18 protein-coding genes are annotated in these 19,160 nt (G+C 52.4%); 3 read left to right on the top strand and 15 right to left on the bottom strand.

Annotated elements, in window-relative coordinates; all coding sequences use genetic code 11:
• Positions 1-182: 182 nt before the first annotated feature.
• A complete protein-coding gene (locus EDM58_RS02020; RefSeq protein ID WP_122911977.1) occupies positions 183-1,565 on the top strand; it encodes a UDP-N-acetylmuramoyl-tripeptide--D-alanyl-D-alanine ligase in 1,383 nt (460 codons plus the stop codon).
• A gap of 126 nt (positions 1,566-1,691) precedes the next feature.
• Here EDM58_RS02020 and EDM58_RS02015 read toward each other — a convergent pair whose 3' ends face one another.
• Together EDM58_RS02015 and EDM58_RS02010 are read right to left on the bottom strand one after the other, a co-directional pair.
• Positions 1,692-2,816 (bottom strand): D-alanine--D-alanine ligase, encoded by a 1,125-nt coding sequence (locus tag EDM58_RS02015; RefSeq protein ID WP_122911837.1) that lies wholly within the window; start codon positions 2,814-2,816, stop codon positions 1,692-1,694.
• A 177-nt stretch (positions 2,817-2,993) separates the two neighbouring features.
• Entirely contained in the window at positions 2,994-4,289 is a 1,296-nt protein-coding gene (locus EDM58_RS02010) for a class I SAM-dependent rRNA methyltransferase (RefSeq protein WP_122911836.1), read from the bottom strand.
• 100 nt (positions 4,290-4,389) lie between these two features.
• Here EDM58_RS02010 and EDM58_RS02005 point away from each other — a divergent pair, with 100 nt between their 5' ends.
• The gene (locus EDM58_RS02005) at positions 4,390-5,325 is read left to right on the top strand and encodes a Na/Pi cotransporter family protein (protein WP_122911835.1); all 936 of its coding nucleotides are present in this window, start codon (positions 4,390-4,392) and stop codon (positions 5,323-5,325) included.
• A 16-nt stretch (positions 5,326-5,341) separates the two neighbouring features.
• On the opposite strand, the gene EDM58_RS02000 is transcribed toward EDM58_RS02005, so the two are convergent.
• The 13 genes from EDM58_RS02000 to lepA form a co-directional block, all read right to left on the bottom strand.
• The gene (locus EDM58_RS02000) at positions 5,342-6,007 is read right to left on the bottom strand and encodes an LrgB family protein (RefSeq protein WP_122911834.1); all 666 of its coding nucleotides are present in this window, start codon (positions 6,005-6,007) and stop codon (positions 5,342-5,344) included.
• Positions 6,000-6,395, bottom strand: a complete 396-nt coding sequence (locus EDM58_RS01995) for a CidA/LrgA family protein (protein ID WP_122911833.1) — start codon at positions 6,393-6,395, stop codon at positions 6,000-6,002. The genes EDM58_RS02000 and EDM58_RS01995 overlap by 8 nt, the downstream gene beginning before the upstream one ends.
• A 103-nt stretch (positions 6,396-6,498) precedes the next feature.
• Entirely contained in the window at positions 6,499-7,173 is a 675-nt protein-coding gene (gene deoC / locus EDM58_RS01990) for a deoxyribose-phosphate aldolase (RefSeq protein WP_122911832.1), read from the bottom strand.
• A gap of 3 nt (positions 7,174-7,176) precedes the next feature.
• Positions 7,177-7,605: an NUDIX hydrolase gene (locus EDM58_RS01985; protein ID WP_122911831.1), complete on the bottom strand. Its 429-nt coding sequence runs from the start codon at positions 7,603-7,605 to the stop codon at positions 7,177-7,179.
• Complete coding sequence (mtaB, locus tag EDM58_RS01980) at positions 7,602-8,960, bottom strand: tRNA (N(6)-L-threonylcarbamoyladenosine(37)-C(2))-methylthiotransferase MtaB (protein WP_122911830.1); 1,359 nt, start codon at positions 8,958-8,960, stop codon at positions 7,602-7,604. The genes EDM58_RS01985 and mtaB overlap by 4 nt, the downstream gene beginning before the upstream one ends.
• A 33-nt stretch (positions 8,961-8,993) precedes the next feature.
• The gene (locus EDM58_RS01975) at positions 8,994-9,746 is read right to left on the bottom strand and encodes a 16S rRNA (uracil(1498)-N(3))-methyltransferase (RefSeq protein WP_122911829.1); all 753 of its coding nucleotides are present in this window, start codon (positions 9,744-9,746) and stop codon (positions 8,994-8,996) included.
• A gap of 18 nt (positions 9,747-9,764) precedes the next feature.
• Entirely contained in the window at positions 9,765-10,706 is a 942-nt protein-coding gene (gene prmA / locus EDM58_RS01970; protein WP_122911828.1) for a 50S ribosomal protein L11 methyltransferase, read from the bottom strand.
• Positions 10,707-10,774: 68 nt separating this feature from the next.
• On the bottom strand, positions 10,775-11,908 hold the full coding sequence (dnaJ, locus tag EDM58_RS01965; protein WP_122911827.1) for a molecular chaperone DnaJ: 1,134 nt from the start codon (positions 11,906-11,908) through the stop codon (positions 10,775-10,777).
• A gap of 127 nt (positions 11,909-12,035) precedes the next feature.
• On the bottom strand, positions 12,036-13,871 hold the full coding sequence (gene dnaK / locus EDM58_RS01960; protein WP_122911826.1) for a molecular chaperone DnaK: 1,836 nt from the start codon (positions 13,869-13,871) through the stop codon (positions 12,036-12,038).
• 55 nt (positions 13,872-13,926) lie between these two features.
• The gene (grpE, locus tag EDM58_RS01955) at positions 13,927-14,478 is read right to left on the bottom strand and encodes a nucleotide exchange factor GrpE (protein WP_122911825.1); all 552 of its coding nucleotides are present in this window, start codon (positions 14,476-14,478) and stop codon (positions 13,927-13,929) included.
• A gap of 66 nt (positions 14,479-14,544) precedes the next feature.
• Complete coding sequence (hrcA, locus tag EDM58_RS01950; RefSeq protein WP_122911824.1) at positions 14,545-15,573, bottom strand: heat-inducible transcriptional repressor HrcA; 1,029 nt, start codon at positions 15,571-15,573, stop codon at positions 14,545-14,547.
• 128 nt (positions 15,574-15,701) lie between these two features.
• On the bottom strand, positions 15,702-16,841 hold the full coding sequence (hemW, locus tag EDM58_RS01945; protein WP_122911823.1) for a radical SAM family heme chaperone HemW: 1,140 nt from the start codon (positions 16,839-16,841) through the stop codon (positions 15,702-15,704).
• Between the two features lie 60 nt (positions 16,842-16,901).
• A complete protein-coding gene (gene lepA / locus EDM58_RS01940) occupies positions 16,902-18,719 on the bottom strand; it encodes a translation elongation factor 4 (RefSeq protein WP_122911822.1) in 1,818 nt (605 codons plus the stop codon).
• Between the two features lie 260 nt (positions 18,720-18,979).
• Here lepA and EDM58_RS25985 point away from each other — a divergent pair, with 260 nt between their 5' ends.
• On the top strand, positions 18,980-19,087 hold the full coding sequence (locus EDM58_RS25985) for a putative holin-like toxin (protein WP_023554802.1): 108 nt from the start codon (positions 18,980-18,982) through the stop codon (positions 19,085-19,087).
• Positions 19,088-19,160 lie beyond the last annotated feature (73 nt).

Genomic DNA, 19,160 nt, shown 5'->3' with positions numbered 1-19,160 from the left:
CTTTCGCCTATACATCCCTGAGAGGATTGCTTCGTATGTATGTAATGATACCTACCATGATAGCGAAGCCAGGGAAGCGAATCAATCCCGGCTTCACAGGAATTTTCCCTTGCGGCCAGCAGGATCGCGTGTTAGCATGACCTCGAGGTTTGGAGGATATCATGACAAAGGAGTTTTTCCATATGAAACCAGTCGCCCTGAAACAGGCAGCCTTGCTGGCGGAAGGTATATTGCTCACAGGAGTTCCTGAAGCGCAAGTAACCTCCGTCCACTTCGACACCCGTCAATTAACCGAAGGCGCATTGTTCGTCGCGATCACAAGCGGCGCAAGAGATGGACATGAATTCCTTCTGCAGGCTGCTGAAAAAGGAGCCGCTGCCGCCATCGTCAGCGACCAGACGAAAATTCCGGCGCAATTGCCTGATGGATTTGGCCTGATCCTGGTCAACGACACCTTGCGAGCTTTTCAAAAACTGGCTGCAGGCTATCGTAGAGATTTTACCATTCCCTACATCGCAATTACCGGAAGCATCGGCAAGACCACGACCAAGGATATCGTGTCCCATGTCCTGGAAAGCCGTTTTCCCCTTTATAAGACGTACAAGAACTTCAACAACCACCTCGGAGTCCCTTACTCCTTGCTGCAGGTGGAGCCAGCGCATCAAGCTGTCGTCCTTGAGCTGGGGATGAATCATGCCGGGGAGATCGATCTGCTCGCTTCGCTGGTCCGGCCTGAAATCAGCGTGATCACCTACATAGGAGAATCACATATCGAGCATTTCGGCTCCAAGGAAAAAATTGCCCTGGCGAAAGCGGAGCTCCTGCCCCACACCGCTGCAGATGGGCTGGCAATTCTGAATGGAGATTCCGAATATCTGCGCCAGATCGCCCATCTGTACCCGGGAGAAATCCTCTATTATTCGATCAATGGCAAAGCAGATTTGTGGGCGGAAGACATAGAGACCACAGAAGGCGGCATGCGCTTCACCGCATGCTTTGCCAGCGGAGATCGCATGAAGGCATTCCTCCCACTCTACGGCAAGCATAGCGTCCTGAACGCCTTGCCTGCGATCGCGATTGCCAAGCGGATGGGAATGTCGCATGACGAGATCGCCGCAGCTTTGGCCACTGTACAGCTCTCCGCCATGCGCTTTGAGCAAATCGACTCCCCCCATGGCCCTGTCTATGTCAGCGATGCATACAACGCTAGCCCGACCTCGATGCAAGGCGCGATTGGAACCTTTGCCGAACTTTTTCCCGAGCGCAAAAAGGTGCTCGTCCTCGGCGACATGTATGAACTGGGGATGGAAAGCGATGCTCTGCACAGGCAAGTGGGAGCATACGCCAACACGTTGCGCGACCGCTTTTCCATGCTCGTGACCGTGGGTCAACACTCCCGCCACATCAGCGATGCCTATGAAGGCACCAAGCTCCACGTTGCCACCAAAGAGGAGGCGGTTGCCGCACTGCTTCCCATGCGCGACAGCGATCATGCCTTTTTGTTCAAAGCATCCCGAGGCATGGAGCTGTGGACAGTCATCTCTGATCTGGAACAACGGAAGTAAATCGACTCCGCAATGCCCACGCAATACAACTTCCGGCGGGATGCTGAATGCCGGGAGAATGCAAAGAAGGATGCCTGTCATGGGCATCCTTCTTTATCTTCTATGGATTTTGTTGCACGTTTGTTCTTATTCCAATTCTTCCGCGTCCACGATATTGCGCTGCTTGTCTTCGTGGCGCTCGAGCCCCAATTGGACGAGCCTGTCGATTAACTCGCTGTAGCTGATTCCCGCTGCCTGAAACAGCATCGGATACATGCTGAACGGCGTAAAGCCCGGCATGGTGTTGACCTCATTGATGTAGAGCTTGTCGTTCTTCTCGTCCCAGAAGAAATCGACACGTGACAGACCGGAGGCGTCCAAAGCCAGAAAAGCGGTCTTGGCGATCTCTGCGATCTGCTCCGTGACATGCTCAGGAACGATGGCAGGAATGGACAATTCAGTCCCCGCGCCCTTGTACTTGGCTTCGTAATCGTAAAATTCCTTCGAGGCGATCACTTCTCCGACCACCGAGGTGATCAACTCTTCATTTCCCAGCACGCCGATTTCCAGTTCACGGGCATTTACGTATTCTTCGACAATTAGGCGACGGTCAAATTTTGCGGCAATATCGAGAGCGCGCGCCAGTTCATCCCTGTTTTTCGCTTTATTGACCCCGACGCTGGAGCCCATGTTGGCAGGCTTCACGAAGCAAGGAAAACCGAGCTCCTCCTCGATCCGATCCATGCTGCCTTCCCGATTCCGCTCCCATTGCGAGCGCAGAAGACCTACATATTTCACTTGCGGCAATCCGACTTGGGCGAAGACGGTCTTCATCATCCATTTGTCCATCCCGACAGCAGATGCCATCACGCCAGCCCCCACGTAGGGGAGATTGGCCAGCTCCAGCAGACCTTGTATGGTACCGTCCTCCCCGTTGGGACCGTGCACGACTGGAAAAATGACATCTACTTGTTCTCCAATGGCAAAAGGGGATGCTTTCCGGGTCGTACTGACGAGCTGGGAATCCTTGCGTTCTGCAATTCCTGCAGCATCTTGGTCTTGCAAACGCAAGGAAGCAATCTTGTCAGGTAGTTGGCCGGTTACAGCGTCCCCCATCGTCCAAGTGCCGTCCAGTGAGACATAGATCGGCGTGATCTCGTATTTATTTGCATCCACCGCTTTCATGATGGACAGGGCTGTACGCAATGAAACCTCATGCTCTGAGGATTTCCCTCCATAAATGATACCGAGACGAATTTTCTCCCTACTCATGATTGTCATGCTCCTTTCCTCTCTGGCTGACAGAGAGCCTAACCCGTATCATCCCTTCTATCCTATGCAAAAGAAGGGCAACTGCTCTATCCCGGCAGAATCCATCCTACAGGATACAACAAACCCTTTTGCAAAAACAAGGTACGACGGACGGATCAGGTATGTCTGGTGTTGGTCCTAACGGCGGTTTCGCACTTCAAAGATAGCGAATTTCAGGTAGTGTCCTTCGTCAGCTCCGCTGATTTGCGGGTGATCCTTCCCGGCCCCGCGCCATTCGATCAGGCGCAGGATTTTTTTCGCATCCATTGCCGCCTCCTGGATCGTCTCCAGGAACAGTTCAGGCGACATGTGGTACGAGCAGGAAGCGGTCACCAGATAACCACCGGGTCTGACGAGCTTCATGCCGTTGAGGTTGATGTCCTTGTAGCCGCGGATCGCTCCTTTCACTGCTGAGCGCGATTTGGCGAAGGCAGGCGGATCGAGAATGACGACGTCCCAGGAGCTTTCCGCTTCCACCTGCTGGCGCAAATAGTCAAATGCATTGGCAACGACAAAATCAACCCGATGCAAGTAACCATTCAGAGTAATATTTCGCTTCGCCGTCTCGATTGCATGCTCGGAAATATCCAGTGCCGTTACTTTTTTTGCGCCGTGTTTGCAGGCATTCAGCGTAAATGATCCCGTATGCGTAAAGCATTCCAGGACCTCTGCACCGTCCCAGAACGGGTTTTTGATCACCTTGCCGCGCTTGTCTACAGGGACCAGCTTTTGTTCCGGCATGGATTCGACCTGCTGCAAGGTAATTCCGTGCTTTTCTCCCCAGCCTTTCATCAAGGGCTGGATGGCAGCGCGATTCTCCCGCTGATCGTAAAAAAAGCCTGTCTTTTGGCCTTCCATGATGTCGACGATGTACTTCAAGCCGTTTTCCTCAATCGTCACTTCTCGCGGGCATTCCCCATACAGAACCCCTTTGCCCTGCTCCAATCCCTCTCGCTCGCGCACAGGCACATCGTTGCGCAGATAGATCCCCTGCGGCTGGTAGACCTCTACCAAAGCGTCCCGGATCCAATCCAGGCGCATCTCCATGCCGAGCGACAGCACTTGGGCAACCAGCACATCCTCATACCGGTCTACGATCAAGCCCGGCAAGAAATCAGCCTCGCCGTAAAGCACCCTGCATGCCCGAGGATTGTCGACAAATCGGGTCCGGAACTCGGACGCCTCGCGAATTTTGCGTAAAAAGAAGGTGTAGTCGATCTTTTCCTCTGGATCGTAGCTGAGGATGCGGACCAAAATCTGTGAGGCTGGATTGATATATCCCTTCGCGAGAAAATGCCCTTTGTGGTTGACGACCTCGACGATCTCGCCAGGAATCACTTCCCCTTCGATTTGCGCAACCTCCGACTGGTAAATCCATGGATGTCCTGCTTCCAGTCTTTTTTTCCGATGCTGATGCAAGTGAATTCGTGCCATGTATGTCCTCCTAGTCATGCCTGTCTGCGTACAAGCATAGCGTATATTATGCGTCATTCCCACCCCCAGCTCAAAGAATCGCTGGAAGGAGGATCGTTTCGTGTTTCTCTCTGTTCTCGCACCGTTTTCGATCGGATTAAGTTTTTTTCTATTTGGCCTGTATGCCATGCGTTCGGGATTTCAAAACCTGGCCGGCAAAAAAATGGAGCAGTGGATGTACAAGGTCACCCGTACACCTGCCCACAGCTTCTGGATGGGCTTGATCACGACCTTTATCCTGCAAAGCTCCAGTGCGGTTACGGTCTTGACAATTGGTTTGACGAATGCCGGAATGATTCCGTTTACCCAGACCGTAGGCATTATTCTCGGGACCAATCTGGGCACCACCGTCACCACAGAGCTGGTGGCGCTCAAGCTGGAGTCGTTCGCAGTACCGATGCTATTGATCGGCGCCGCTCTGTGGCTGATGCCTAAAAAAAGCATTCGCTGCATCGGGCTTGTGGTCGCAGGATTCGGCTTGATTTTCCTCGGGATTGACACCATGAAAGTCATGGCTGCCCCTTTGGAACAATCGGACACCTTTCGTTCCCTTTTTCTGGAAAGTCGACATTCGATCTGGATCGGCCTCGTCACCGGGATCATTTTCACTGCCTTGATTCACAGCGGTACGGCTACGACCGTGATCACGATGGGACTGATGAGCAACCAGATTCTTACGATGGAGACTGCCTTGGCGATCGTGCTGGGAGCCAACATCGGCACCTGTTTTACCGCCGTGATCGCCAGTATCGGCACCAATACGGCATCCAAACAGGTAGCCTGGTGCCATACCTTGTTCAACGTAGCAGGGGCCTTGATCTTTTTGCCTTTCTTATCTCAGCTTGCCCTCGTCAGCGCCTTCTTAACGGATAATGTCTCCATGCAGATTGCGCATTCCCAAACGATCTTCAACCTGATCTGCTCGCTGGTGGCGCTGCCATTCACTGCACAGATAGCTGGCTTCATTCAATGGCTGATCCCCGACAAGAAGCGCTGAATCGCCAAAGGCAAGCTCATAGGGAAAACGGAATCAGATACAGCGACGTCATGACCCCGGCGACGATCATCGCTACGGAAGAGGCAGCCATCTGTGCTTGGGAGATGCGGTTCAAACTTGCTGTACCGATGGCATGAGTGCTCGTTCCCACAGCCACTCCGATGGCCCGATCGTCGGTCACTCCAGCCCAGGCAAGGAGAGGCTGGGCAAACATGGTGCCGATGAAGCCCGTCAAGGCTGTAAACAAAGCAGCCAGCGCTGGAATTCCTCCTACGGAATGCGCTAATTCCAGGGCGATCGGGGTGGTGACAGATTTGCTAAGCATGCTGTACATCACGGAGTTGTCAAAGCCAAAGCAGGCGTGAATCAGCAGGACGGAAAGAATCGACACCCCGCATCCTGCTGCTATTCCCAGAAAGAGGCCGCGCCAGATATGGGCGAATTCCTTGATTTGTTTCGCCAACGGGACGGCCAGTGCTACTGTCGCGGGACCGAGCCAGTAGGAGATCCAAGCACCTCCAGCCGAGAAGGCTTCCCAGTCATTGCTCAGAAGCCACCAGCTTACCCAGACAAGTACCACGGATACGATCAATGGTTGAAAGATCGGCTTGCGTGCTGCAATCATCATCGCCACTTTATAGCCTGCCACAATCAGCAGGATCGCCAACAGTTCCTTAAGCATCGAGTGATCTCCCCTCTTGCGGCAGGACTGGTTTTTTTGTGTTCTGCTGCCTATTTACGTACCATTGCACGACTTTTCCTGTCACGATCATAACCAGGAACGGGCCGGAAATGAGCGCAAGCAAAATCGGCAACGGATCATCCGCAAAAAATCCGAGATACGAAGCGACACCCGCAATGATGGGTACAAAAAACAACAGCATGTGGCGGATCAAGAGATTGCTTGCCTGCTCCACCCAGTCCATGCGAATCCACCCCTTGTACAGGGCCAGGGTCAGAAGCAGCATGCCAATCAAATTGCCCGGCAATGGAATGTGAAGCCATTTGCTCGCCAACGTTCCGACTCCATAAAAAACGAGCAGGATCAGTATGCCATTGACGATTTTCATTTCTCTTACCCCTCTTCCTTGTCTCTGCTCTCTCTTTTTTCTTTTTGCAAACGGAAACGGAAGAAGCCCGACCTACAACCGGCCAGGCTCCTTCACGATTCGACTAGTATCCTCCATTTGTTGCCTGTGCGTCTCCGGAAACAATGGAAATGCCCGAGCTGGTGCCGATTCGGGTAGCCCCTGCCTCTACCATCGCCAATGCGGTTTCACGGTCTCGAACACCGCCGGAAGCTTTCACTCCGACATCTTTGCCAACCGCCCGCCGCATCAGCGCGATGTCAGCAACAGTCGCTCCACCCGGACCAAAGCCTGTAGAGGTTTTGACATAATCAGCCCCTGCTTCCACGCACAGCTTGCAAGCAATCTCTTTTTCTTCGTCTGTCAACAGACCTGTCTCGAGGATCACCTTGAGCAAAATGTCTCCAGCTGCTTGCTTGACAGCCGCCACATCGGAGCGAACCTGCTCCAGATCACCCGATTTGAGTGCGCCTACATTCAGCACCATATCGACTTCTGTCGCTCCATTGGCAATCGCGTCACGCGTCTCGGCTGCTTTTACTGCTGAGGTCGACGCTCCCAGAGGAAAACCGATCACGGTACAAACCTTGACCGACGTGCCTTTCAACAATTCCGCAGCCCGTGCAACCCAATACGGATTCACGCACACGGAAGCAAACGAATGGGTTTTCGCTTCTTCACACAGCTTGTCAATCATGGCTTGAGTCGCTTCAGGCTTCAGCAAGGTATGGTCAATATAAGCATTCAAATGAACCGTCATCGGTTACACCTCAATCCCTAAATGTTGAAAAGCCAAACGAAAGATCTGATCATTATTGCGGTATCCGCGCTCCAACTGCAAGGCCCACGCTTCACCAGCCGGATGCCAATGCACGTCATTGATCTCCTCCAGCTGAACGGTAATCTCGGTGTTGTACGCCTCTACCAAATAGTAATGGACTTCCTTGTCCACCACATCTCCCGTTGCGGGATGGGTGTACTCGTAACTGATCGTATCCAGCTTTTCACCCAAACGTCCGGCAACTCCGGTCTCTTCCAGCACTTCGCGCAAGGCTGTCTCCTGAATGGTTTCTCCCAGCTCCTGCTTGCCTTTTGCCAACGTCACCTTGCCATAGCGGTCTTCGATCAGAAGCAGCATGTACTCTCCGTCCTGCTGACGGTAAACAACGCCTCCTGCCGAGATCTCCTTCATATGGCTCGCTCCTTCAACAGTGGTAGCTGTTCGTCTTCCAGCACGCGGACAAAGGTTCCTTTGCAGTATTCCGTACCAGGAGCATCAAGACGAACCTTGCAGATTTTTCCAATCATGCTTTCATCCCCGGCGAAAACGACATTCAGGTAGTTGTCGGAGTAGCCCATCAGAAGGCCGCTGTCCGGCGCCTCCTTGTACGGGCGTTCAGGAATCACTTCCAGGACATCCCCGACGAATTGCTGCGAATACGCCAGCTGCAGTTCGCGGTTCAGCTCCAGAAGCTTGGTGACGCGCTCATGCTTCACTTCCTCCGGGATCTGGTCGGTCATGCGGGCAGCAGGCGTCCCTGTACGCATCGAGTACGGGAATACGTGCAGCTCAGCAAATCCGATCTTGCGAATATAATCGTAGCCATTCTGGAATTGTTCTTCTGTCTCTCCCGGGAAGCCGACGATCACATCCGTCGTCAACGCCACACCTGGCAACGCCTGGCGAACTTTGACCATTTTTTCGTAGAATTCAGCCGTTGTGTACTTGCGGCGCATCCGTTTCAACACATCATCATCGCCTGCCTGCAAGGGAACATGCAAATGGCGCACGACGCGATCCGAATCATTGATGACCTGAATCACTTCGTCCGTGATTTGGCTTGCCTCAATCGAGCTGATGCGGATGCGCTTCAACCCTTCCACCTGATGCAGGTCGACCAACAGCTTGGCCAGGTTGTAATCCTCCAGATCCTCGCCGTAGCCCCCGGTATGAATCCCGGTCAGGACAATCTCCAGATAGCCTGCTTCCACCAGCTTTTTGGCTTGCTCTACGACGCTCTCTGGCTGGCGGGAGCGCATCAGGCCGCGTGCCCAGGGGATGATGCAGAAGGTGCAGAAATTATTGCAGCCCTCCTGAATTTTGAGGGAGGCTCGTGTACGGTCTGTGAAATTGGGCACGTCCAGCTCCTCGAACTCGCGTGCTTTCATAATATTTCCAACGGCATTGATCGGGGTACGCTCGCGGCGAATCTGCTCCACGTATTCAAGCAGCTTCTCGCGGCCCTGTGTCCCGACGACAATATCCACACCCGGGATTTGGGCAATTTCACTCGGTGACGTCTGCGCATAGCATCCCGTCACAGCGACGATTGCTTCCGGATTGCGACGAATCGCGCGGCGGATCACCTGCCGGCTTTTTTTGTCCCCTGTATTGGTAACGGTACATGTATTGATCACATAGACATCGGCTTCATCTTGCTCAAAGTCAACCCGTTCGTAGCCGTCTGCCTTGAACAGTTGCCAGATCGCCTCTGTTTCATAGCTGTTCACTTTGCAACCCAATGTATGAAAAGCAACAGTAGACATGGCTATACCTCCTTTTTTCCTGCTCCTCCACCTTCACTCATCGGTGTCATTCATTCGCTCAAACTGGTAGGATGCGCAAGCCAGCACATACTGACTTGCCGTCTCTGTCCGCAGGATGCGTGAGCCAAGCGAGATCGGCAAAAAGCCATTCGCTTCTGCCAGCGCTACTTCTTCGGGAGAAAAACCTCCTTCTGGTCCAATGAGAACGAGCAGCGTATCTTCTGCTTTCATCTCGCCAAATACCTCATGCAGTGTCGTTGTGCCCTCTTTTTCATAAGCAATGGCACAGCGAGTGTAATTCCCTGCTGTCTTCAGGACCTCGCGAAACGAGGAAGGTGGCAGCAATTGCGGCAAAACTGCGCGATGCGACTGTTCAGCAGCCTCTTTCACGATTTTGCGCCAGCGTTCTAATTTTTTTGCTTCTTTTTTGGCGTCCAGCTTGACGATGGTGCGCTCGGAAGAAAACGGCAAAAAGGAGTACGCTCCCAGTTCCGTCCCCTTTTGCAAGATCCACTCCATCTTCTCGCCTTTTGGCAGCCCTTGTCCAATCGTGATGCGGATCGGAAGCTCAGACCGCTCATCCAGCCATTCAAGCACACGCGCCTTCACTTCTTTGGCAGACAAGACGACGAGCGCAGCCCTGGCAGAGCGCCCTTCACCATCTGAGACATAAATCTCGTCGCCTTCCTTGGCCCGCATCACATTTACGATATGGTGAACGTCGTCGCCGACAATGGTAATCTCATTCTCGGAAAAGAGATCTGGCTCGACAAAATATCGTTGCATCTCGCCAACCTCACTATTCTATCGTTTTTTTGAAACAATTGCTACCCAGTCATCGATGAAAATGGTTTCCACGATGGTGAGTCCTGACGCGGTCAGTGCTTGTTTCACATCTGCCTCCCGCGCTTCAATAATCCCTGATGCGATGAAGGTTCCTCCCGGCTTCAACACCCGGTACACATCGTCAGTAAAACGGACGATCACTTCCGCCAAAATGTTGGCGATTACCATCTCTACCTGCTCCTCGATGCCGTCAAGCAAATTGTTTTGCCTTACCGTAATACTTTCATGCACACCGTTCAGTTCCGTATTGGCTTGCGCAGAACGAACGGCCACCTCGTCTAGATCCATCGCGAGGACGTGTTCTGCACCGAGCTTGACCGCTGCGATACTGAGAATGGCAGTGCCTGTCCCGACATCGTAGATGCGATCGCCCGGGGACATGTACTTCTCAATAGCACGCAGGCAAAGAATCGTCGTCGGGTGTGTCCCGGTTCCGAATGCCATCCCGGGGTCCATCTCGATGATGATTTCATCTGGCGACTTCAGCTCGTACTCTTCCCATACAGGCTTGATCGTCATCCGATCCGTCACGTGAATCGGCTTGTAGTACTTTTTCCAGGCGTGGGCCCACTCGTCCTCGTGAACATCGTTGACAGCGATCGTTGCCTTGCCGATATCCAAACCGTACTCGATCAGCTCTGCCAACTGTCCTCTCAATGTTTCGACCACTTCGAGGAGATCGCGGCTTTCAACCGGCAGATACGCCTTGACGAATACGCCCTCGGCCGGAAAATCATCCGGGGAGAGCTGGTAGATCTCACCAAATGGCGTATCCCATTCGCGATACAGAACCTCCGGATCTTCAATCACGACGCCGTTGGCACCCAATTCATACAAAAGACTGGACACCGCCTCTGTAGCTTCTGCTGTAGTATGGATACTAATTTCCGACCAATTCATGAATCTACCACTCCCCGTGTGTTCCTATTGCCTGCCTTAGATGTTTGCATGTAGACGTATCCGCGGCCTTATTCGCCGCGGAACGCCCGTTTCATTTTTTCAAAAAAGCTCTCATCCTCTACCCCGCCGCCATGTTGGCCCGGCTTCTCCCCCGACAATTCAGCCAGTTCGCGCAAGAGCTCTTTTTGCCTGTCGCTCAGTCTGGTTGGCGTAATCACCCGCACCTTGACATGCTGGTCGCCACGGCCGCTGCCGCGCAAATGCGGAACTCCTTTGCCGCGCAGGCGGAAAAATGTCTCGGTCTGCGTCCCTGCTGGGATCTTCAGCTTCACGCGTCCGTCTACTGTCGGAACCTCGATCTCGTCGCCGAGAGCTGCCTGTGCGTAAGTCAGGGGAACTTCACAGTAGATGTCATTGCCCTCACGCTCAAAGAACTCATGCTGCTTTACGCGCAAAACCACATACAGGTCGCCCGGCGGTCCGCCGTTTGCTCCCGGCTCTCCCTCGCCTGAGACGCGAAGCTGAGCGCCATCGTCCACACCGGCAGGAATGTTGAGGTGAATTTTGCGGCGCACCTTGACCCGACCGCTGCCGCGGCAGGAGGAGCACTTTTCCTTGAAGACCTTCCCTTTTCCTTCACATGTGGTACAAACGCGTCGATTTACAATCCGGCCAAACGGCGTGTTTGCAGCGACTTCCTGTTGTCCTGTACCGCTACATGTCTTACATGTCTCTACTCCCGTGCCAGGCTTGGCACCCGAGCCGTGACAAGTATCGCACTCCGCCTCTTTCGGGATTTCCACGTCTGTTTCCTTGCCGAACACCGCATCTGTAAATTCGATGCTCAAGCCAAATTGTAAATCGGCACCTTTCCGTGGCGCATTCGGATTCGCCCTTCTCGCACCGCCGCCGAAAAACATATCAAAAATATCGCCAAAGCCGCCCATTCCCGATGCGTCAAATCCGCCGCCGCCAAAGCCCTGATTCGGATCCTGATGGCCAAAACGGTCATATTGCGCCCGCTTTTGCGGTTCGGAGAGCACATCATAGGCTTCCTTTACTTCTTTAAACTTCTCTTCGGCATTCGCCTCTTTATTCACATCCGGGTGATACTGGCGTGCCAACCGACGATACGCTTTCTTGATCTCGTCCGCGCTCGCATCCTTGGCTACGCCCAACACCTCGTAGTAATCACGCTTCATCTCCTACATCACTCCCATGACAGTCAACTGTTATCATAGCATGTGACAGACTTGAAAAAAAGTCAAAGTCACAACGCGTGACTTTGACTTCTAAGTGGGTCACATGGTGAAGAATGTGCCAACGTGACTATTTTTTGTCGTCTACCACTTCGTAGTCGGCATCAACCACGTTGTCTTTCTTCGTTTCCCCTTCTGCACCTGCTCCAGCTCCGCCTTGAGCTTGAGCAGCTTGAGCTGCCTGTTCGTACAGCTTCATGGAAATTTGTTGAACGATCGCGGAAAGTTCGTCTTTGGCAGATTTGATTTCCTCGATGTTTCCGCCTTCCAGCGCTTTTTTCACTTTCTCCTTGGCTGCGTTGGCCGAATCGATCTGCGATTGGTCAACCTTGCCTTCCACTTCTTTCAGTGTCTTTTCGGTCGTGAAGACGAGCTGGTCTGCCTCGTTGCGAACCTCTACTTCTTCCTTGCGCTTTTTGTCTGCTTCCGCGTTCAGTTCCGCTTCTTTTACCATGCGCTCGATGTCTTCATCGCTCAAGCCCGTGTTGGACGTGATCGTAATGCGTTGCTCCTTGCCGGTACCCAGGTCTTTCGCACGCACATTCACGATCCCGTTGGCGTCAATATCAAAGGATACTTCGATTTGTGGAATACCACGCGGCGCAGGCGGGATGTCCGTCAGGTTGAAGCGTCCCAGCGTTTTATTGTCGGCAGCCATCTGACGCTCACCTTGCAGGACGTGAATTTCTACAGAAGTCTGGTTGTCTGCCGCAGTAGAGAAGACTTGAGACTTGCTGGTAGGAATGGTTGTGTTGCGGTCGATCAATTTGGTGAATACGCCGCCCAATGTCTCAATCCCCAGGGAGAGAGGCGTTACGTCCAGAAGAACAACGTCTTTGACATCACCGGTAAGTACACCAGCTTGCACAGCAGCACCAAGGGCTACAACCTCGTCCGGGTTAACCCCTTTGTGCGGTTCTTTGCCGGTAAATTTCTTGATCGCTTCCTGTACAGCTGGAATCCGAGTGGAACCGCCGACGAGGACGACGCGATCAATCTCGTTCGGAGTAAGTCCGGCATCTTGCAAAGCTTGACGGGTTGGTCCCATCGTACGCTCCACGAGGTTGGCGGACAGCTCTTCAAATTTGGCGCGAGTCAGGTTGATCTCCAAGTGTTTGGGACCAGAAGCATCCGCTGTAATGAATGGCAGAGAGATGGTTGTGGTCAACACGCCGGAAAGGTCTTTTTTCGCCTTTTCCGCTGCATCTTTCAAGCGCTGTTGAGCCATGCGGTCTTTGGACAGATCGATGCCATGCTCTTTTTTGAATTCGCTGACCAGGTAATCTATGATCACTTGGTCGAAGTCATCGCCACCCAGCTTGTTGTCGCCAGATGTCGCTTTTACTTCAAAGAAGCCTTCGGACAATTCCAGGATGGATACGTCAAATGTACCGCCACCCAGGTCAAATACCAGAACGGTCTGGTCTTCGGATTTTTCCATTCCGTAAGCAAGCGCAGCCGCAGTCGGCTCGTTCACGATGCGCAGCACTTCCAGTCCAGCGATTTTCCCTGCGTCCTTGGTCGCTTGACGCTGGCTGTCGTTGAAGTACGCTGGCACGGTAATTACCGCTTGCGTCACTGTCTCGCCCAGATAGCTTTCCGCATCAGCCTTCAGCTTTTGCAGGATCATGGCAGAAACTTGTTCAGGCGTGTATTCTTTGCCTTCCATGATTTCCTTGTGGTTGGTACCCATATGGCGTTTTACCGACATAACGGTGTTGTCAGGGTTCGTGATCGCTTGGCGCTTCGCCGCTTCCCCGACGATACGCTCTCCATTTTTATACGCGACGACGGATGGTGTCGTACGGTTTCCTTCCGCGTTGGCGATAACGACTGGCTCTCCGCCTTCCATTACCGCAACACAAGAGTTTGTAGTTCCCAAGTCAATTCCGATTACGCGACTCATACAATCTGTTCCTCCTAACACTTCACATCTGGGAATGTTTTAAGAATGCCTGATGCTACTCATTCACTTTGACCATGGATGGCCGAATCACTCTGTCCTTGAACTGATAGCCCTTCTGCAGCTCCTCGACAACGACGCCCGAATCAAAGTCAGGGTCTTGCGTCTGCATCACAGCTTGGTGAATGTGCGGGTCAAAAGGCTGGCCTTTTGCCTCGATTGCCTGCAAGCCTTCTTTTTCAAAGACCTGAACCATCTGACGGTATACCATGTCCACACCAGTCAACAGGGATTCCACTGTCATGGCTTCGCGATCAGCAGCCAATGCACGCTCGAAGTTGTCGAGCACGGGCAGCAGCTCTTCGACGATTTTGAGCGAAGCGTACTTCGCCAAATCTTCCTGCTCCTTGCGAACGCGCCTTCTGAGGTTCTCCATGTCAGCCATCGCACGCAGCATTTTATTTTGATTGTCTTCAGCCTGTGCCTTCCATTTAGCTGCTTCCTGCTCCCAATCTGTATCAGGAGCTTCAGGCTGTTCTGCTGCTTCAACTGTTTCTGCCGATTGCTCCTCTTCGGCCGTCATTTCCTTCGTCCATTTCTCATCACTCAACTCGAAATACCTCCTGTGTCGCTCCTCCGATCATGATGACCGGCAGCCATTCACTCGTGCCTTGCTTTATTTTTCAAACTGCGAGGTCAGCATGCGCGACAGCCCTTCTGCCAGATGATTGAGCACAGTAATAACTCGGCTATACTCCATCCTGGTCGGCCCTAGGATTCCCACCATCCCCACCGGCTTGCCGCCGAGGGAATACGAAGCGGTGATAATACTGCATTGCTTTATCGCGTCTAGCTGATTTTCTTGACCGATACGTACTGTCAGTCCATTCGCTGGCATGCCCAACATATGAAGCAACTGGTCGTGCTGCTCCAGTAATTCCAGAATATCCTTCACTTTGTCGACATCCCGGAATTCCGGCTGGTTCATAATCTTGGTCGCACCGCTCAGGTAGACACGATCGGTTTCTTCCTGTTGGAAGGATTGATCAAGGAGTTGGAGCATTTCCTCATACTGCTCGGTATGGCGTCTCATTTCCCCTGAGATCTCCTGGTACAAGCGCTGGCGCAATTGCCAGAGCGGCACGTCTGTCAGGCGATGATTCAGCAGGTTGACGAGTCTTTCAATCTCACTTGACCCGATGCCATCCGGCAAATCAATCAGTTTGTTTTCTACCCGTCCGGTGTGCGTGACGATGATTGCCACAGCCTGTGTTTCGTTCAACGGAACGATTTGCACATTTCTCAAACGATGCTCAAAAATCTCCGGTCCCAGGACAATCGCCGTATAGTTGGTAAGCTGCGTCAAAATCTGGGCCGTGTACTCCACGACTTGCTCAGCGTGAAGAATTCGCTCGGCAAACAACTGTTTTAGTTTAACCAAATCCTGCTCGTTCAACAGATGAGGCTGAATCAGGTTGTCGACATAAAACCGGTATCCCTTTGTAGACGGGACACGTCCTGCCGAGGTATGAGGCTGTTCGAGATACCCCAGCTCTTCCAGGTCAGACATTTCGTTGCGAATCGTTGCCGAAGAATATCCTATGTCTTCCCGTTTGGAAATCGTGCGGGAGCCAACTGGTTCGGCAGAATGAATGTAATTATCGACAATCGCGTTCAAGATCAGTCTTTGACGGTCAGATAACATAAGATCACTTCGCCTCCCCGTTGTTAGCACTCATAGCTATCGAGTGCTAAATCTACATACTAAATTATCAATAGTAGAAGGATTTGTCAACGGACTTCCTGGAGTTCATTCGCAAATCTCGACAGCAATTAGCGCAAAAACCGCGCAAAGACCTCATTTCCCAGCGGCAGCCCCTTCCGAGTGAGGCGCAGAAATCCGTCCACTTCCTCCAGCATGCCTTTATCGATTTCTTCTCGGATTACGTCACCGAAGACTTCTTTCGCATCAGAGCCGAAACGATTTGCAAAGCGTGCAAGATCTACTCCTTCACTCAGTCGAAGGCCTAAAATCATCTGCTCTTCCATCGCATCTTCGCGCGGAACTTCGAATTCATCGACTCGCGGCAGACCTTCCTTGCACATCTGCAAGTAGATCGGCAAAGGCCCGGCATTGACGTGTCTTCTGCCCTTCACATAGCCGTGAGCTCCTGCTCCCAGACCATCATATTCGTTATTGAGCCAATAGGTTTTATTGTGCTTGCTTTCGCAGCCCGGTTTGGCGAAATTGCTGATTTCATACTGATGATACCCGTGCTTCTCCATCTCTTCGATCAGCAGCAGATACATCGCAAGCTCGGTCTCTTCCGAAGGGAGCGGCAACTGGTCCTTTTGGTAAAGCGTATGAAACAATGTATTCTCCTCTACCTTCAGGCTGTACGCTGAAAAATGCGTAGTCCCCAAAGCAAATGCCTTGTCCAGGGTTTGCCGAAAAATCTCCATTGTCTGGTCCGGCAAGCCGAACATCAGGTCGATCGAGATATTCTCGAAGCCGGCAGCCCTGGCATTCTCCACGCTGCGGTAGACATCGTCCGTATCATGGATGCGTCCCAGCCGTTTTAACAGAGCATTGTCGAAGGACTGAACCCCAAAGCTCAGCCGATTTACCCCGAGCTCGCGCATCAGACGCAGTTTTTCCACATCTGTCGTGCCAGGATTCGCTTCCATCGTAAATTCGAGATCCGGCGCCAAATGGCTGCCGAGAAAATGTTGGACCGTCTCCAGAAAGGAACGCATCTGTTCGAGATCGAGAAAGGTAGGTGTTCCTCCACCCACAAAAATCGTCTTGATGGGCTGCATGGTTCTGTTAGCAAAGGTAAGCTTCATTTCTTGCTTCAGAGCTTCGAGGTAATCCCATACCAACTGCGGATTTTGAGTGACAAAAGAGTTGAAATCGCAGTAAAAGCATTTATTCGTACAAAAGGGGATGTGAATATACACCGATTGCGGCATCTTCCGCTTCCCCTCCTTTCGTAGTTTTAGAATGGAAAAGACCTGACACAAAGGTCAGGCCTACTTCTTATCATCCATGCGCAATACGGCCATGAAGGCTTCTTGAGGAACCTCTACAGAGCCGACCGATTTCATGCGCTTTTTCCCCTCTTTTTGCTTTTCCAGCAGTTTGCGTTTACGCGAGATGTCCCCGCCGTAACACTTGGCCAATACGTTTTTGCGCAATGCGCTGATCGTCTCGCGGGCCACGACCTTGTGTCCGATGGTCGCCTGGATGGGCACTTCAAATTGCTGACGCGGGATCAGTTCTTTCAGCTTTTCGCAGATGACTTTTCCGCGGGCGTATGCCGTATCCTTGTGGACGATAAAGGAGAGGGCATCCACCATCTCGCCGTTGAGGAGAATATCCATTTTGACCAGCTTGGAAGCCTTGTAGCCGCCCAATTCATAGTCAAAGGAAGCATAGCCCCTCGTGCCTGATTTCAGCAGATCGAAAAAGTCGTACACAATCTCCGACAATGGCATGTCATACTTCAACTGAACGCGGTTCTCGCCCATGTACTGCATGTCGAGGAATTCGCCGCGCTTGCCTTGGCACAACTGCATGACATCGCCGACGTACTCTTTTGGCACCATGATGGTAGCTGTAACATACGGCTCTTCGACTGTTTCGATCTTTTGGGCTTCCGGCATTTTCGACGGATTGTCGATCTCGAACACTTCGCCGTTTGTCTTCGTAATGCGATAGATAACGCTTGGCGCAGTCGTAATCAGGTTGATGTTGAATTCACGTTCGATCCGCTCCTGGATGATCTCCATGTGCAACAGTCCGAGGAATCCGCAACGGAACCCAAAGCCCAGAGCTTGGGACGTCTCAGGCTCAAACTGCAGCGAAGCGTCGTTTAGCTGCAGCTTCTCGAGGGCTTCGCGCAGGTCGTTGTACTCGTTGGTTTCGATCGGGTACAGACCGCAGAATACCATCGGGTTGATTTTGCGGTAACCAGGCAGCGGCTCTGCGGCAGGACGGCTCGCCTCTGTGATCGTGTCCCCCACCCGCGTATCGCCGACGGTTTTGATAGAAGCGGCCACGTAGCCTACATCCCCTACCGTCAACTCTTCCACTGGCGTCTGGCGCGGTGTCGAGGTCCCGATTTCCGTCACCTCGAAAGCTTTGCCTGTCGCCATCATTTTAATTTTCATGCCTTTTCGAAGGGTTCCGTTCACCACGCGGATCGAGGCAATCACGCCGCGGTAGGCATCGAAGTAGGAGTCAAAAATCAAGGCTTGCAGCGGAGCATCCGGGTCTCCCTCCGGCGCCGGCACTTTTTGCACGACAGCTTCCAGCACGTCCTTGATCCCGATTCCCGCTTTGGCGGAAGTCAGAACGGCGTCGCTGGCATCCAGCCCGATGACATCTTCCACCTCTTGCTTTACACGTTCCGGCTCTGCGCTTGGCAGATCGATTTTATTCACAACCGGAATGATTTCCAGGTTATTGTCCAACGCCAGATATACGTTCGCCAGCGTCTGCGCTTCAATCCCTTGGGCTGCATCCACGACGAGAATCGCCCCTTCACAGGCAGCCAGACTGCGGGATACCTCATACGTGAAGTCCACGTGTCCAGGGGTGTCAATCAGATGGAGAATGTATTCCTCTCCGTTGTCGGCTTTATAGTTCAAACGCACAGCATTCAACTTGATCGTAATGCCGCGCTCTCTTTCCAGATCCATCGAATCCAGGAACTGGGCTTCCATCTCACGGGATGACAAAGCTCCGGTGAGCTCCAAAATCCGGTCAGCAAGTGTCGACTTGCCGTGGTCAATGTGGGCGATGATGGAAAAATTTCGTATCCTTTTCTGTCTTTCACGTCGATCCATTGACTGTTAGTTCCCTCCCACGCGAATCCATTCCTGCCAGATTGCGTCTCACAAAAATACACTAACGGTTATTATAGCAAACGCTGGATAGCGTAGCAACAGAAGAGAATGGAGAGTTGGCCCAAAAGCACTAGAGAAAGTACGTTCCAAGTGATTCTGAAGCAATTACAATGTACTGTAAATTTATGTTATTATTGGACTAACGATAGAACGGCTTTCAAAGGCAGTTGGCTACCTCTCGCGGAAGGGAGGGATGCTACGTGGAGGTTAAAGATGCTTTGACTCTGATGATCGGTTTTGGTTCGCTACTGATAGCAGGGCTGACCCTGGTTGTCGCAATAGTCGTAGCTCTTAACCAAAAGAAATAGACCGCCCCTGCCAGGGTACGCGGTCTATTTCTGGACATTTCACCAAAGCCGACCGCCTTTGTAGCGGTCTATT

The sequence above is a fragment of the Brevibacillus panacihumi genome (assembly GCF_003710985.1).
GTDB classification, from domain to species: Bacteria; Bacillota; Bacilli; order Brevibacillales; family Brevibacillaceae; genus Brevibacillus; species Brevibacillus panacihumi.
The sequence above is the reverse complement of the archived record's forward strand: the minus strand, read 5'-3'. Positions and strand labels throughout refer to the sequence as shown.